Source organism: Enterococcus sp. DJ147D b (genome assembly GCF_058216655.1).
Genome location: NZ_CM177104.1, coordinates 1,985,691 through 2,000,785, shown reverse-complemented (window position 1 = coordinate 2,000,785; position 15,095 = coordinate 1,985,691). Strand labels below are relative to the sequence as shown.

At 38.8% G+C, this 15,095-nt stretch carries 13 protein-coding genes; 10 read left to right on the top strand and 3 right to left on the bottom strand.

Annotation, left to right across the window (positions count from 1 at the left end; all coding sequences use genetic code 11):
* Window positions 1-437 precede the first annotated feature (437 nt).
* From yfcC to AC4BD1_RS09415, 3 genes are all read left to right on the top strand, one after another.
* Complete coding sequence (yfcC, locus tag AC4BD1_RS09425) at window positions 438-2,177, top strand: putative basic amino acid antiporter YfcC (protein ID WP_490485524.1); 1,740 nt, start codon at window positions 438-440, stop codon at window positions 2,175-2,177.
* Between the two features lie 76 nt (window positions 2,178-2,253).
* Window positions 2,254-3,438: a beta-aspartyl-peptidase gene (iadA, locus tag AC4BD1_RS09420; RefSeq protein ID WP_490485523.1), complete on the top strand. Its 1,185-nt coding sequence runs from the start codon at window positions 2,254-2,256 to the stop codon at window positions 3,436-3,438.
* Between the two features lie 103 nt (window positions 3,439-3,541).
* Window positions 3,542-3,760, top strand: a complete 219-nt coding sequence (locus tag AC4BD1_RS09415) for a CsbD family protein (RefSeq protein ID WP_206898275.1) — start codon at window positions 3,542-3,544, stop codon at window positions 3,758-3,760.
* A gap of 77 nt (window positions 3,761-3,837) precedes the next feature.
* Here the strand turns inward: AC4BD1_RS09415 and AC4BD1_RS09410 are convergent, their stop codons facing one another.
* The 3 genes from AC4BD1_RS09410 to AC4BD1_RS09400 all read right to left on the bottom strand — a co-directional run bounded on the left by AC4BD1_RS09410 (window position 3,838) and on the right by AC4BD1_RS09400 (window position 7,353).
* On the bottom strand, window positions 3,838-4,824 hold the full coding sequence (locus tag AC4BD1_RS09410; RefSeq protein WP_206909505.1) for a DUF1002 domain-containing protein: 987 nt from the start codon (window positions 4,822-4,824) through the stop codon (window positions 3,838-3,840).
* A 320-nt stretch (window positions 4,825-5,144) separates the two neighbouring features.
* Window positions 5,145-5,825, bottom strand: coding sequence for an ABC transporter ATP-binding protein (locus AC4BD1_RS09405; RefSeq protein ID WP_206909506.1), 681 nt, complete (start codon window positions 5,823-5,825; stop codon window positions 5,145-5,147).
* Between the two features lie 13 nt (window positions 5,826-5,838).
* Window positions 5,839-7,353, bottom strand: a complete 1,515-nt coding sequence (locus AC4BD1_RS09400; RefSeq protein ID WP_490466357.1) for an ABC transporter permease — start codon at window positions 7,351-7,353, stop codon at window positions 5,839-5,841.
* A 668-nt stretch (window positions 7,354-8,021) separates the two neighbouring features.
* On the opposite strand from AC4BD1_RS09400, the gene AC4BD1_RS09395 reads away from it, so the two are divergent.
* The 7 genes from AC4BD1_RS09395 (at window position 8,022) to AC4BD1_RS09365 (ending at window position 15,014) form a co-directional block, all read left to right on the top strand.
* On the top strand, window positions 8,022-9,701 hold the full coding sequence (locus AC4BD1_RS09395) for an RNase J family beta-CASP ribonuclease (protein WP_206898279.1): 1,680 nt from the start codon (window positions 8,022-8,024) through the stop codon (window positions 9,699-9,701).
* A gap of 131 nt (window positions 9,702-9,832) precedes the next feature.
* Window positions 9,833-10,315, top strand: coding sequence for a YbaK/EbsC family protein (locus tag AC4BD1_RS09390; protein ID WP_490485522.1), 483 nt, complete (start codon window positions 9,833-9,835; stop codon window positions 10,313-10,315).
* Between the two features lie 410 nt (window positions 10,316-10,725).
* Entirely contained in the window at window positions 10,726-11,406 is a 681-nt protein-coding gene (locus AC4BD1_RS09385) for a metal-dependent hydrolase (protein ID WP_490485521.1), read from the top strand.
* Between the two features lie 7 nt (window positions 11,407-11,413).
* Complete coding sequence (locus AC4BD1_RS09380) at window positions 11,414-12,745, top strand: DRTGG domain-containing protein (RefSeq protein WP_490485520.1); 1,332 nt, start codon at window positions 11,414-11,416, stop codon at window positions 12,743-12,745.
* A 14-nt stretch (window positions 12,746-12,759) separates the two neighbouring features.
* Window positions 12,760-13,731 (top strand): DHH family phosphoesterase, encoded by a 972-nt coding sequence (locus tag AC4BD1_RS09375; RefSeq protein WP_490485519.1) that lies wholly within the window; start codon window positions 12,760-12,762, stop codon window positions 13,729-13,731.
* A gap of 167 nt (window positions 13,732-13,898) precedes the next feature.
* Entirely contained in the window at window positions 13,899-14,234 is a 336-nt protein-coding gene (locus tag AC4BD1_RS09370; protein ID WP_206909515.1) for a zinc ribbon domain-containing protein YjdM, read from the top strand.
* Window positions 14,235-14,309: 75 nt separating this feature from the next.
* Window positions 14,310-15,014, top strand: a complete 705-nt coding sequence (locus AC4BD1_RS09365) for a zinc metallopeptidase (RefSeq protein ID WP_490466355.1) — start codon at window positions 14,310-14,312, stop codon at window positions 15,012-15,014.
* Window positions 15,015-15,095: the final 81 nt, after the last annotated feature.

The following is a 15,095-nucleotide window of genomic DNA, read 5'->3' as shown; positions in this document are numbered from 1 at the left end:
TTCTTTCTTCTCTCTTTATACACGTTGATGAAAGAGTCTTCCCCAAAACTCTTTACACCATGATTATAATACATTTGTTATCAATTATGCAACGAAGTTTACCTTTTGTAATGAAAAAGTTTATAGCTCAAGGCTTTATAGATAATGATCGTTATTTTTATTGGTTATAAAAAAGAAATGTTAAGAATATTCGTTTATTTTTAATGAAACGGTATGAGAAATGTGTGGGAATTTTGACTTAAATCTACTTGGTCATAAAATATTTTCTAATGAATCATCAGATTAATGTAATAAAATCAACGATTTATGTTGTAAGATTCACTTATTGTTTTCTAATAAATTATTCATGTGAGTGAAGGGGTTTTCCTGTATAATCTTTTTGATTATCCATTTTTTATTCATCACAATATCATTGTGAACAGAAAGGAAGAAATTACTTGAAGAAAAATCCTTCTTCGGAAAAAAACAAGCGAGACCTCACCAAGCTAACGACGCCACACACGTACGTGATTATTTTTGGTGTAGTAATCTTTGCTTGGATCTTAACGTTTTTGGTACCAGCTGGTCGCTTTAGTACACAGGAAATCGAATATCAAGACGCAAACGGAGAAACAAGTACACGAACAATACTTCGCCAAGACTCTTTCCGTTATGCCTATGCACTTGATAAAGGGTATGTTTTTGATCAATTAGAGAAATTACAAGATAATCCAGCGGAACGTGAGAAATTGGATGTTCCAGAAGCCGGGCTAGAAGACGTGCTTGCCGCTGGTGAAAAACAGTTAACACAAGAAAAACTAGATGAGATTGCTTTAACAGATGATGTACTTTATGACGAGTATGGAGATAATATCTATGACACGTCGAAAAAACTACACAAAACAGCAAAAGTTTGGGGAACAGACGATTTTGGTGGATTTGGCTTCCTGAACTTCGTGTTTGAAGGGTTAGTTTCTGGTGACAAATATGGTTCTGCAGTTGGGATTGCGGCACTGATTTTGGTTGTCGGTGGTGCTTTTGGGATTATTATGCGTACGGGCGCAATTGATGCAGGAATCTATGCGATTATTAGTAGAACAAAAGGACTTGAACGTTTAGCCTTGCCGCTATTATTTTTTGCTTTTTCTTTTGGAGGTGCGACGTTTGGAATGGCTGAAGAAGTTATTCCATTCTCAATGGTGATGGTACCTTTCGTTATTGCGCTAGGGTATGACTCGATTGTCGCAGTGACGGTCACTTATGTTGCTTCGCAGATTGGGAATGCGACATCTTGGATGAGTCCGTTTAGTGTTGCTGTCGCGCAGGGAATTGCTGGAATCCCAGTGTTGTCTGGGGCAACTTTCCGTTTGATCATGTGGGTGATTGTGACTGGTTTATCAGCGATTTACTTAATGATTTATGCAGAACGAATTCGTAAAAATCCAGCAAGTTCTGTGACCTACAAGTCAGATGCTTACTTCCGTGATCATCTTGAAAAAACAACAGACGAGAAAAAAGCTTTCACACTTGGACATAAATTGATTCTAGCCGAAATGTTGATTGTTTTAGTCTGGATTATTTGGGGAGTCACACAAAAAGGATATTATATTCCAGAAATTGCTTCGCAATTCTTTGTCATGGGATTAGCTGCAGGGATCATTGCAGTAATCTTTAATCTAAATGATATGAAGATCAATGATGTTGCTTCTTCTTTCCAATCAGGTGCAGCTGATTTAGCTGGAACAGCGATTGTTGTTGGTATGGCAAAAGGGATCTTACTTGTATTGGGTGGTTCAGATGCTTCCGTTCCTTCCGCGCTGAATACGATATTACACAGTATTGGAACAGTCTTAACAGGTGTACCGGCTGTGATTGGTGCATGGGCAATGTACTTGTTCCAAAGTTTGTTCAATTTAGTGGTCACATCGAACTCCGGTCAAGCAGCATTAACGATGCCAATCATGGCACCACTTGCTGACTTGGTAGGTGTTTCAAGACAAGTTGCTGTCTTGGCTTATCAGCTTGGTTCTGGATTTATGGATGCTTTCACGCCAGTTTCGGCTAGTTTGATTGGTGTACTAGGTGTTGCTCGGATCGAATGGGCAAAATGGGCGAAATTCCAAATCAAGATGCAAGGATTCTTATTTATTTTGGGAACGATTTTTATTATGATTGCGATTGCAATTGGGTTACAATAGAAAATAAAGCGGAGGATGGACAGGTCAGTGAACTGATCTTCGTTCATCCTTTTTTGAAAAGAAATGAGGGAAATTCATGAAGATCATTCGACAAGCACAAGTTTATGCACCAGATTATTTAGGTGTGATGGATGTTTTACTTTCAGGAAACGAAATCATTGCCATGAAAGAACAATTGACTAGTGATTTTGCGGAAGTGACATTGGAAGAAATCGATGGACGAGGGAAAATCTTGACTCCAGGTTTTATTGATGGTCACTTTCATATTTTAGGTGGTGGAGGTGAGGGTGGCTTCCAAAACCGAACTCCGGAAGTGACGCTTAGTCAGTTGACCAGTGCGGGTGTGACGACAGTCGTTGGGTGTTTAGGAACAGATGGACAAGGGCGAGATATGACTGCACTCATTAGTAAAGCACGTGGACTAGAAGCAGAGGGAATCACGACTTACGTGTATGAAGGTTCCTATCGTTTACCAGTCAAAACAGTGACAGATTCATTGATCAAAGATTTCTTAGTGATTGATAAAGTAATTGGGATTGGAGAAATTGCGGTTTCTGATCATCGTTCTTCCCAACCAACATTTGAAGAATTTTCTCGAGCAGTTGCAGACGCTCGAGTTGGCGGTATGTTATCTGGCAAGGCAGGAATCACGAATGTTCATTTAGGTGGTGGGGCAAGAAAATTAGAATTGTTAACACGTGTTGTGGAAGAAACTGAAATTCCCATTACCCAATTTTGGCCAACCCATGCGAATCGAACAGCCGATTTATTTGAATCTTGTTTAGCCTTTGCTAAAGAAGGGGGAACCATTGATTTTACCGCAAGTGAAGATCCCGATTTTTGGGAAAAAACTGATGGTGAAATTCGTTTCAGCCAAGCGCTAAAACGAGTGATTGAAGAAGGCGTTTCTCTAGACAACTTTACAATGACTTCTGATGGGCAGGGGAGTTTACCTTATTTTGATGAAAATAATCATTTCTTAGGAATGGGTATCGGAAGTGCTAAAGCATTATTAGTTGGAATCAAAGAAGCTGTTGAAAGAGAAAATATTCCATTGGAAATCGCACTAAGAGCAATCACATCTAATCCAGCACGTGTATTGAAACTAGCTAAAAAGGGCCAAATAAAAGTCGGAAATGATGCTGATTTGTGTTTATTGGATGCAGATACACTGGCAATTGATACAGTGATTGCCAAAGGGAAAGTGATGGTTCAAGGAAAAGAAGTCAAGGTTTGGGGGACATTTGAACAATTGCGTTAATGAAAAAATAAGCGTCTGAGGTGTTCTATTTGTCTGAATAATTGGTTGATGTTACTCTATAAGTAGATTAAAAATAATCATTATTTATCAAGGAGGAAGAATCATGGCAGATTTAAAAGGACGTTCAGAAGACTTGAAGGACAAAGTAGTCGGTGAAGGTAAAGAAGCTTATGGTAAAGCAACTGATGATAAATCAAAAGAGGTTGAAGGAAAAGCACAATCTTTAGGCGCAGACATCAAAGAAAAAGCGCGTGATCTTGGTGATGACATCAAAGAAGGCTTTGAAGATATCAAAGATAAATTTTCAAAAAAAGATAAATAATTTTTACTTACCTGGACTAAAAAATAAAGGGTGGAACAAAACGAAATGACGTTTTGTTCCACCCTTTTTGCTGTTGATCATTCAAACATACTTGTAATTGAATCCCAAAGACCACTGAAAAAGTTTTTGATTTGCGCCCATAGTCCTTTAGATTTTTCTTCAATTTGTTTTTTAGTTTCTGTTAAGTCTAGTTCATTCACGAAGTCTTCAAAGATATTTTTATCTTTCATATCGCTCATGAGTGAAGTTAGTTCACTGACTTGATCCGTCGTCATGATATCAGCAAGTCCGTGATCTTTTAAAGCTGTTTCGACAGTTTGCTGGATTTCTTCTTTAGTTAATTTCTGACCGTCTTTCGTTTTGGTTGCTAGTTCAGCTTTTGCTTGCTCTTGTGCGGCATTCAAAGCCTCATCAGAGTAACCTTCTTTGTCTTTGTTTTCTTCTGTGATTGAAGAAAGGACGTTCATCTCATCTTGCGCGACTTCTACGCGGTCTTTATTGATGATTCCGCCAGATTCTTCAACGATTTTGTAAACACCTGCTAGTGCACCAGAGCCATCAATTGGAACGGCAGAAGCAATCGTTAATTGGGCATCCGTGATCCCAGCAGTCAAAGCAGCGTTTTGATATTGCGCTGCGGTAATTTTCGTAATATTTTCGGGTGTAGCAATATCAACGTTGATTCCTTTTCCTTCTGCCAAAGTTTGCATACGGACGGAACTGTAGACTGCCCATTCTTGGTTGAAGCCCCCATCAGGAATATAGTTCATTAGGTCTGTTCCATTTGTTGTATAAATCGGTGTTTCGCCTTTGATTCCTAATTTGTTTAACGTATAGTCTTGTTGTTCTTTAGTTAGTGCGTTACCGAGTGCAACAGCATTAACTTGAATTTTTTCTGCTTGGTTTGTAGACTGACTTGTTTCTTGGTTCGTTGTTGAAGTGGTCGCAACGGTTTCACTTGTTGCTGAATCTTGAGCAAATGCTAAGGGTGTACTTAATAGAACTTGGCTTGCGATTAAAGTCGTAGCAAGTAGTGTCCATGTTTTTGGTTGATTTTTTTTCATGTTGACCTCCAAAAGTTGTAGAAAATTATTTGAATAATTAATTCAATGATTTTACTTAGTTTACTACAAGGTACTTGAGAAAACTTGGGACTAGAGGCGGATTTAGGGAAATTTAAAAAAAGGTTGTGACTCCAAATCCTTAGCTTCAAGTAATAAGGAGTTTTTTTCTGAAAATAGCTTTTCATATTTTTCGACAGTTGTAAATTATTTTGCGAAGCAGCTTGGTGAGCACCGTGGCTATGGTTATAACGCAAAATAGTGTAGACCATTTATTCAGCAAAGAAGGCCGCGACAATACTTTTGTCACAGCCTTCTTTCTTTTAGTCATCGTTGGGTAAAGCGAGCATTTTACGAGTGAATTCTTTGTTTTTTAACTCATAAACTTCATCACATTTTTTGGCAACGTCTAGTTCATGAGTAACAAGGATGATACAACGATCTTGTTCATGTGCGATTTCTTGGAATAACTGAACAATTTCTTGAGACGTTGTTTCATCCAGATTTCCAGTTGGCTCATCCGCGACAATCAATTGGTGATCACAACAGATTGCACGAACGATAGCTACTCGTTGTTGTTGACCACCGGAAAGTAATGTTACTTTCTTTTGGGCCATTTGTTCATCAATGCCGACCCGTGCTAAGTGTTCAAGTGCGATTTGACGTCGATTTTTTTGTTTGGTTTGAGAAATTTCCATGGCTGCAACGACATTGTCAACTGCAGAAAGATAAGGAAGTAAGTTATATGCTTGGAAAATAATCGAAACGCTATTCTTACGATAATTTCTCAGACCGATTTTTGCTAAGGGACGATCTTCATAATACACGGTTCCTTCTCTAGGATTATCCAAACCAGAGATCAGTGAGAGAAAGGTCGTTTTACCAGAACCACTGGCACCTAAAATCGCGTATATTTTGCCTGTTTCAAAAGTTAAAGAGACTTCTTGGTAAAGTGCATCTTCTGGATTTTGATACCAAAATCCTAAGTTTTCTGTTCGTAACATATGTGTACCTCCTTTAATTTAATAAAATTTTTCGTGGATTCAAACGCAAGATGCCAATGGAAGCTAAGCAAACAGAAAGCAAACTGATTCCTAAAGCAACCAAGGCAAGAAAACCGATTTGCGTTGGTGTTACATTGATTGAAAGTTCGCTGACTTCATTAGAAACGGTGAACGGATTATTGTTGCCACCCGGTGTGCCCATTTGACCACGTCCACCAGGATTTTCTCCGTTTGGTCGTTGGGTTCCTTCATCGTTTGTTTGTGTGTTTTGATCAGTGCTTGTTTGTTGCTCTATCAGCTGTTGTCCCACCACATTTGCCACTACGTTTCCGCTAACTGCTGCCACGCCTAGTGCTAAAATCATACATAAAGCTACTTCAGTAAATAATTGTAAAATAATTTTGATTCGAGATTCGCCTAATGAAAGTAAGACACCAAGTTCATGGCGACGTTCACGAATAGTGATCATGATGATCAATGTCAAGATAATAATGCCAGCAACGGCAACTAACAAGACGACATTTTTGGAAAAACTGGCTACATTGTTCAAAGGTTCGAGCATTGATTGATAAGCTGCATCATTTGATTGTAAGCTGAAAGTATCTGTGTCAATAAGTTTCTCAGCTTCTGCTACAAATTCATCCATGTTTTCTGGGTCTGCGAGTGTATAGATGGCAGAATCAACGGTATTGTCCTCGGCTGTTCCATTTAATTCATTGGCTAATGTGTAGGAAGTGTACAAAGTATTGGAAGGGTTCATCATACTGAATTGCATTCCCATACTATTACTACTTTCGCTAGATTTATAAATGCCTTTCACAGTCAGTTCATAAGTTGTTTCTTCGTCCTCAGAACTAGTAATCGTAAATGTATCTCCAACTGCTAAATCATTGGCAGTTGCTAATGTTTCTTCAATAAGAACATGGTTCGTATCTTTGTCGCTTTCATCAATTCCTTCACCATCAGTAATTGTTGCTGTTCCACTTGAAAAAGTACTATTTTGCGCGGAGGCTAACACACCAGTAACTTGAAAGTCGGCTTGTGTCATTTGACCACCACCAGGCATTCCGCCTCCCATTGGCTGATTTGCATCGGTTGTTTCAGTAGAACTATCTGTTGAATCAGAACTTGAAATAGCTGTGATTCCATCGCTTGCTAATGCAGAAGCGGAACTTTCAAAAGAGTAGCTCTTAACATCTGCTAAATCAGCAATCTTTTGTGCATCTTCTAATGAAACTGGTGTTAATGAAAAGCTTCCCGGGTCAATTCTTTCTTGGGTTGTGTCATCTGAATCTGTTCCGCTAGTTGCTGTTTCATCTGGTTTTTGGAAACTTGCCTCGCGATTAGCGCTTAACGTAACGGTTGCGCCAACTTCTTTTTGTGCTTCGCTGGCAGCTTGCTCGGCTGCACTACGAATAGTTAGACCCGCGAGAACAAAGACTAAAATCGCTGTAAAAACAGCGAATAAGAGGAGCGAGCGGCCCCATTTCACTTTGGTACTTTTTAGTGCGCGTTTGATAAAGTTCATTGTTTTCAATCCCTCCTATAGTGTTGCATTGCCAAATTGTAAAAGGTCTAACTTAAATGAACCTTAATGATGAAGAGCACCAAAGGAAATCAACGAATAGGAATAAAAACAAGCTATAGTTATCGTTCGAAATGTGCTAGAATGTAACAAGTATGTTTCGAGCAAGTGGCAAAAAATCAGTAAAAGCAAGAAGTGTAAGAAAAATGTGGGTATAGGTCTAGTGAAGTCTTTCCTGTCTTTGGTTATGTGCAATGAAAAGAAAAGGTCCGGTACTTTTTTTAGAAGGCCGTAGGAAACGATTGTAGATGCTAGCGATTTGCTGATTTTGTTGTATAATGATAGCGACAGCTAAATTATTTGGCTTGGATGCAATCAGTTATTGCGTAAAGAAGATTCATTGTAGAGCGAGAAACACTTATCCAAAAACGACAAGATGAACAATGGCAAAAGAATAGATAGGAAAGCACCAGTTCTATGTAAGGATTGCCTTTAGAGTCTCGTTGACTTTTGTATAAGCAACCAAAAAACAATTTTTTAGTTATTTACTACAATGGAGTAGTTGGCAATAAAGTAATTCGTTAATCAATTAGTAGTTAAATAGATTAGTAATCAATATAAGTAGAGAATGGACATCATTTGAAAGTGATGCCATAGAAGAGGTGAAATTTGTGAGTACCATTAAAATCATTCCATTAGGCGGTGTCCGCGAAAATGGAAAAAATATGTATGTCGCAGAAGTTGGAGAAGATATTTTTGTATTAGACTGTGGATTGAAATATCCAGAAAATGAACTTTTGGGAATCGATGTTGTCATTCCTGACTTCACATATTTAGAAGAAAATATAGATCGAGTGGCTGGCGTGTTTTTAACACACGGACATGCAGATGCAATTGGCGCTTTGCCTTATTTCTTATCTAAATTAGCTGTTCCAGTTTTTGGAACGGAGTTAACGATCGAATTAGCTAAAATAAGTGTTAGTCGCAATGAAGATTCAAAAGGATTCAAAGATTTCCATGTTGTGGATGAACATACTGAGATTGATTTTGGTGAAACAATCGTCAGTTTCTTCCGCACAACACATTCGATTCCAGATTCTGTGGGAATCAATTTAAAAACACCAGAAGGAAATATTGTTTATACAGGCGATTTTAAATTTGATCAAACAGCGATTCCAATGTATCAAACAGATTATGCACGTTTGACAGAAATTGGTAAAGAAGGCGTACTAGCACTTCTCAGTGAGTCTGCGAACGCTGAGAATCCAGCACCCGTTGCTTCTGAATTGCAAATTGCTGATGAAGTTTTTGATACAATCGAATATTGGGAAGGTCGTATCATTGTTGCTTGCGTGGCAAGTAATTTACAACGAGTACAGCAAGTGCTAGATGCTGCAGCAAAAGCTAACCGTAAAGTGGTCTTAACAGGACAAGATTTTGAACGAATTATTCGGACGGCAATGCGTTTAGAAAAGGTTCAATTACCAAGTGAAGACTTATTGGTTACCTTAAAAGAAATGAAAAATTATGAACCAGAAGAATTAATTATTCTTGAGACAGGTCGAATGGGTGAACCAATTAAGTCATTACAAAAAATGGCAAATGGCACACACCGCAATCTGAAAATCGAAGACGGTGACTTAGTCTATATCACAACTACGCCAAGCACAGCAATGGAGACAATGGTTGCTAAAACGGAAGATATGATTTATCGTGCGGGCGGAACAGTGAAATTGATTTCAGAAAACATGCGTGTTTCGGGTCATGCAAATCCGAACGACTTGCAACTAATGTTAAACTTCATGCGTCCAACTTACTTTATTCCTGTTCAAGGAGAATATCGTGAATTAGCAGCACATGCGGATTTGGCACATGCCGTTGGAATGCCATACAAAAATATCTACATCACCGGTCGTGGAGATATTTTAGAATATAAGAATAAACGAATGAGCGTTGCTGGTACAACTAGTGCCGAAAACGTGATGATCGATGGACTTGGTGTTGGTGACATTGGGAATATCGTGTTACGCGACCGCAAAATTTTATCGGAAGATGGGATTTTTGTGGCAGTCGTTACAATCAGTCGTCGAGAAAAGAAAATCGTTTCAAAACCACAAATCACTTCACGTGGATTTGTTTATGTCAAAGCCAGTCGTGATTTGATGAAAGAATGCACAGGAATGATTGAAGAGATCGTCAATAAACATTTAGAAAGTGATGACTTTGAGTGGAGTAAATTAAAACAAGATATCCGCGATCAATTGGGTCGTTACTTATTTGAACAAACAAAACGTCGTCCAGTGATTTTACCAGTCATTATGGAAGCAACACAACGACGTGGCAAAAAGTAATTACTAGAGATTTTTGTTCTAAAAAATCAAAAAAGGTAGAAGATTTCCCCTGTTTGGTGGTCTTCTACTTTTTTATTATGTAGGAGAATGAATCTGTACGCATAGAGAATCAAGGAAGGGATTGATGATGGATGACTAAAACTAAAGTAGAACAATATTTAGAAGAAAAAGCAATTTCTTTTGAAATTATTGACCTAGTAGGTGTCGAGGAAGTAGACTTTTTATCTGCGCTAGCAGCAAAAGGCTTATCTGCTGACCTTGTTTGTAAAAATCTAGTATTAAAAGGAGATAAAACAGGTTTTATTATTGCCTTAATACCACTGACTGCACGTCTTGATTATAAAAAAACGCGAGAAGTAACAGAAAATCATAAAGTTGGACTACCTGATATGGATGTTGTTTTTGCGCACACAGGGTATGTACACGGTGCAAATACCCCAGTGGGAATCAAACGCCAGCACCCTGAAGATCTTTTTGTATTTGATCATTCTCTAAAAAAACAATCAAAACTTTTGATTTCTAGTGGAGAATTAGGACGCGGTATCTTATTATCACGAACAGACTTAGAGGCAATTGTCCAACCAATCTACGCCGATCTGATCAAAGACTCGTAAACTTCAAGGATGAACAAAATAGTTAATCATCGTTTTATGAAAAAAATTTTATTATCGAAGGCGCTGCTTGGAAAATATTGGCTATTCGGAAACAGGAGGAATGACAAATAGCTTGTCATTCCTCCTTCTTTTTCACTATGAGTGTTTATCGGAATGAAACGCTATTTATGTGAGAAAAAGCAGGAGGGATTCTTAAGATTTGATTCGATAAATTCTATTTTTATCTGAAAAAATAAGAAGAGGTCTGCTTGGTGAATTCTGTGTTATCTGTTACAATAAAAAAGAACATACTGTACTAAAATTTCAAAAAAAACAAGTGGAGGAAGCGGTTTGTTTCATTGAAACAATGAGATTGAAATCGTTTTATTTATTTTAGGTACACAAACCAAAAATCTGTGAGGAGTGAAGAAATGAAAATTACTTATCATGGTCATTCTTGTCTTTCAATTGAGATGAAAAACAAGCAACGCTTGTTGATTGATCCTTTTATTACTGGAAACAAATTAACGGATTTAACAGTCGATGAAGTCCAAACAGATTGGATTTTAGTAACTCACGGTCATAGCGACCATATTGGAGATATGATTCCAATTGCACAAAAGAACCAAGCAACAATTATTAGTATCGTTGAAATTGCCGACTATGCCCAAACAAGAGGTGTGAACGCATTTGGGATGAATCTTGGCGGTAAACATGCGTTTCCATTTGGTGAAGTAAAACTTGTTCCCGCACTGCATAGTTCAAGTTATGAGGTCAATGGAATCGTTCAATATATGGGAGAAGCCAGTGGGATCATTCTTCAAGCAGAAGGAAAAACAATTTACCATGCGGGAGATACAGCGGATTTTAGTGACTTAGCTTTGCTGGCAGAACAATTTGCGATTGATGTTGCTTTCTTACCGATTGGCGATAACTACACGATGGGACCAGAAGATGCAGCGCGCGCAGCCAAACGAATTGGTGCAAAGCGAGTTGTACCGATTCATTACAATACTTTTCCGGTAATCGAGCAAGATCCACAAGCGTTTCTTGACTTATTACCAGCAAATGTCGGAAAAATAATGAGCGTATCAGATACGCTGGAAGTGTAGGGGAAAAATGGCGACAAAACATGATTTGATTTTAGAATATATCGAAAGTTTACCAGTAGGCAATCGAATTTCTGTTCGGAGCATTGCAAAAGAACTGAATGTCAGTGAGGGGACAGCTTACCGAGCAATCAAAGATGCCGAAAACATTGGTTTAGTATCAACTATCCAACGTGTCGGAACGATTCGGATCGAGCGGAAATTAAAGAAACATATTGAACGTTTGACCTTTGGTGAAGTTGTCCGAATCATTGAAGGGGATATATTAGGAGGCGCAGCAGGTCTAGACAAAGATCTCAATAAGTTTGTGATTGGTGCAATGACGAAGCATGCGATGGAACGCTATATCACTCCCGGTTCGCTAATGATCGTGGGGAATCGAACGGATGTCCAAAAGCTCGCATTAGAAGATGGTGCAGCTGTCTTGATTACTGGGGGATTTGAAACAACGCCAGAAATCTCTCAATTGGCAGATGAATTAGCAATGCCCATTTTACGAACAACTTATGATACATTTACGGTTGCGACCATGATCAATCGTGCATTGAGCGATCAATTGATCAAAAAAGATATTATGTTAGTTAGTGATATTTATATGCCGGCAGAAAAAACGTACCATCTTTTGCCGACGGAAACCGTCGCTGATTTTCAACGATTGTCAGAAGAAACGCAACATTCACGTTTCCCAGTTGTCAATCGCCACCAACGGTTGATGGGCATCGTGACAGCCAAGGACATTTTGGGAAAATCTGAAAGTCAACTCATTGAACGGGTAATGACGAAAGAACCAATTAGTGTCAAGAAAACGATGAGTGTTGCTTCAGTAAGTCATCAAATGATTTGGGATGGACTTGAAGTGATGCCTGTGGTCTCGGATGATTTGACGTTGGAAGGCGTAATTACGCGTCAAGATGTGATGAAAGCTATGCAGCTTGTTCAGCGACAACCACAAATTGCCGATACGATTTCTGATCAAATTTCAGGTGATATCCAAACGATTGAAACAGATCGTGAAGGAAATCGTCTAGAAAATCCTAAATTCAAATTTACGGTAACACCACAAATGGTTAACGGCGTAGGAACGATTTCATTTGGGGTATTGAGTGAGATTATTTCAGATGTTGCTCAAAAAACGATGTTACTGAACCAACGACGGAATATCTTGATTGAACAAATGAACCTCCATTATTTACGTTTAATTCAATTAGAGAGTGAATTAGATATCCAACCACGTGTGCTAGAAATTGGGCGCCGTTCAGCAAAACTAGATATTGAAGTGTATATTGAAAATATTATTGTGGCAAAAGCAATTGTTGTTTGCCAAGTAATGGAACGTTCTTAGAAAGCAGGGAAGACATGAGAAACACAGCAGAACCAACGATTCAACAAGAAATTTTAACAGCGATTCAGGCAGCAGAACGAATCATCATTCATCGTCACCAACGTCCTGACCCAGATGCAATCGGTTCGCAGGTTGGCTTAGCAGAAATTTTACGGGAAAGCTTTCCAACAAAAGAAATTTATCAAGTAGGCGAAACTGTTGAGGGACTTCGTTTTTTAGCAGAGATGCAAACAATTGATGATGCATTGTATCAAGGCGCATTAGTTATCGTGACGGACACAGCGAATTCGCCACGAATCAGTGATGACCGTTATCCACTAGGTGATCAGTTAATCAAGATCGACCACCATCCCAATGATGAGCCTTACGGAGATCTCGTTTGGGTAGATACGACGGCAAGCAGTTGTAGTGAAATGATTGCTTCATTTGCTTTGATGTTTCCAGATGAACTAACGATCAATGCAACTGCAGCTCGTTTACTCTATGGAGGGATTGTAGGTGACACCGGAAGATTTTTATACCCAGCAACAACGCCACGAACATTAGAAATTGCAGCTGTCTTAATGAGCTATCCATTTGATGCAGGGCAATTAAATCGTGAATTAGAACAAATGCCAATGAAAGTTGCTAAACTTTCAGGGTATTTATACCAACATCTTGAGGTCGATCATAACGGTGCTGGTCGAGTGCTTTTGTCGATGGAATTGTTGACTGACTACGGAATCGATGATTCTGAAACTGCAGCAATCGTTGCTTTGCCCGGTGTTGTCGATGAAGTATTGGCTTGGGGAATCTTTGTTCAACAACCGGAAGGACATTACCGTGTTCGTTTGCGTTCAAAGGGGCCAGTAATCAATGAGCTAGCAAAGCGTCATCACGGGGGCGGACATCCATTAGCAAGTGGTGCAAATGCAAAAGATCTACGTGAGGTAGAAGAAATCTATCAAGAAATCCAATCTTTGTGTCGAGAGTACCAACAAAAATAATCAAAAAAGACATTAAAGGGGTAAAGAAAAGCGACTTTTGGAAGAAGAACAGCACATCAGTCAACTTTCTTTACTCTTTTTTTGTACAAAATTCACAAGCACTCTTTTCAAAGGCTCTTTTTTTCGTTACAATGATGCTCAATAATAGATTTTAAAGGAGAAAGAAGATGACATTACCAAATTGCCCAACTTGTGGGTCTGAGTATACTTATGAAGACAGAGGATTATTTATTTGTCCAGAATGTGGCCATGAATGGAGCGCCGAACAAATAGAAAACGTGGAAGAAGGACTTGTTGTGCTTGACGCAAACGGAAATCCTTTGACAGAAGGTGACAGTGTCACAGTCATCAAAGATTTAAAAGTCAAAGGTGCTTCTGGCGCAATTAAGCAAGGAACAAAAGTCAAAAATATTCGTTTAGTTGAAGGCGACCATAATATTGATTGCAAAGTTGATGGCTTTGGTCCAATGAAGTTAAAGTCTGAGTTCGTTAAGAAAAACTAAAAGCTTCAAAGTCTCTTCACATTTTTTTCTCTCTTCTCATGGTAGAATAAAGAAAATGAAAAGGAGTGAGCTTAAATGTATGGGTTCTACAATTTTTTTGATCCAACGTTTATCTTAGTCATCATCGGGTTAGCCATTTCAGGAATCGCTTCGGCATATGTCAACAGCACATTCAAGAAATATGATAAAATCCGTAGCAAAAATAATGTAACAGGAACACAAGCTGCACAATACATTTTGAGCAGTCAAAACATCCAAAACGTTGGCGTTCAACCAATCGCTGGGAATTTAACAGATAATTATAATTCAGGGAATAAAATGCTAAGCTTATCACAAGCAACAGCGCAATCGACTTCAGTTGCTGCAATTGGTGTAGCTGCCCATGAATGCGGTCACGCAGTCCAAGATGCTGTTGGGTATGCACCCTTAAAAATTCGTGCAGCATTGGTTCCAGTAGCTAATTTTGGCTCTGCAATTTCGTTGCCATTGATTATGGTTGGCGTTTTGTTTAGTTGGAATTATACGTTAATCAATATCGGGATTTTCGCTTTTTCATTGGCGTTGTTATTCCAATTAGTGACCTTGCCAGTTGAATTCAATGCGTCAAGACGTGCGTTACAGATATTAAGTGAGGGTGGCTTATTGACTGAAGACGAAGTGCCAATGGCGCGTCACGTTTTGTTTGCGGCAGCATTGACTTATGTCGCTGCAGCGCTGGCAACCTTCTTACAGTTACTCCGCTTGATTCTGTTGTTTGGCGGAAATAACCGTCGAGACTAAAGGCTAACTAGCAAAGCAATAGATAAAAATAAAAAAGAAGCACCGCTTTTGTCAATGGATAAAAGTCGGTGCTTCTTTTTG

What these genes read in the sequence shown, in the direction of transcription:
- AC4BD1_RS09375 (WP_490485519.1), top strand. Translation starts at nt 12,760, where the DNA reads ATGAGAAACACAGCAGAACCAACGATTCAACAAGAAATTTTAACAGCG.
- AC4BD1_RS09380 (WP_490485520.1), top strand. Translation starts at nt 11,414, where the DNA reads ATGGCGACAAAACATGATTTGATTTTAGAATATATCGAAAGTTTACCA.
- AC4BD1_RS09405 (WP_206909506.1), bottom strand. Translation starts at nt 5,825, where the DNA reads ATGTTACGAACAGAAAACTTAGGATTTTGGTATCAAAATCCAGAAGAT.
- AC4BD1_RS09370 (WP_206909515.1), top strand. Translation starts at nt 13,899, where the DNA reads ATGACATTACCAAATTGCCCAACTTGTGGGTCTGAGTATACTTATGAA.
- AC4BD1_RS09415 (WP_206898275.1), top strand. Translation starts at nt 3,542, where the DNA reads ATGGCAGATTTAAAAGGACGTTCAGAAGACTTGAAGGACAAAGTAGTC.
- AC4BD1_RS09400 (WP_490466357.1), bottom strand. Translation starts at nt 7,353, where the DNA reads ATGAACTTTATCAAACGCGCACTAAAAAGTACCAAAGTGAAATGGGGC.
- AC4BD1_RS09365 (WP_490466355.1), top strand. Translation starts at nt 14,310, where the DNA reads ATGTATGGGTTCTACAATTTTTTTGATCCAACGTTTATCTTAGTCATC.
- AC4BD1_RS09410 (WP_206909505.1), bottom strand. Translation starts at nt 4,824, where the DNA reads ATGAAAAAAAATCAACCAAAAACATGGACACTACTTGCTACGACTTTA.
- iadA (WP_490485523.1), top strand. Translation starts at nt 2,254, where the DNA reads ATGAAGATCATTCGACAAGCACAAGTTTATGCACCAGATTATTTAGGT.
- AC4BD1_RS09385 (WP_490485521.1), top strand. Translation starts at nt 10,726, where the DNA reads ATGAAAATTACTTATCATGGTCATTCTTGTCTTTCAATTGAGATGAAA.
- AC4BD1_RS09390 (WP_490485522.1), top strand. Translation starts at nt 9,833, where the DNA reads ATGACTAAAACTAAAGTAGAACAATATTTAGAAGAAAAAGCAATTTCT.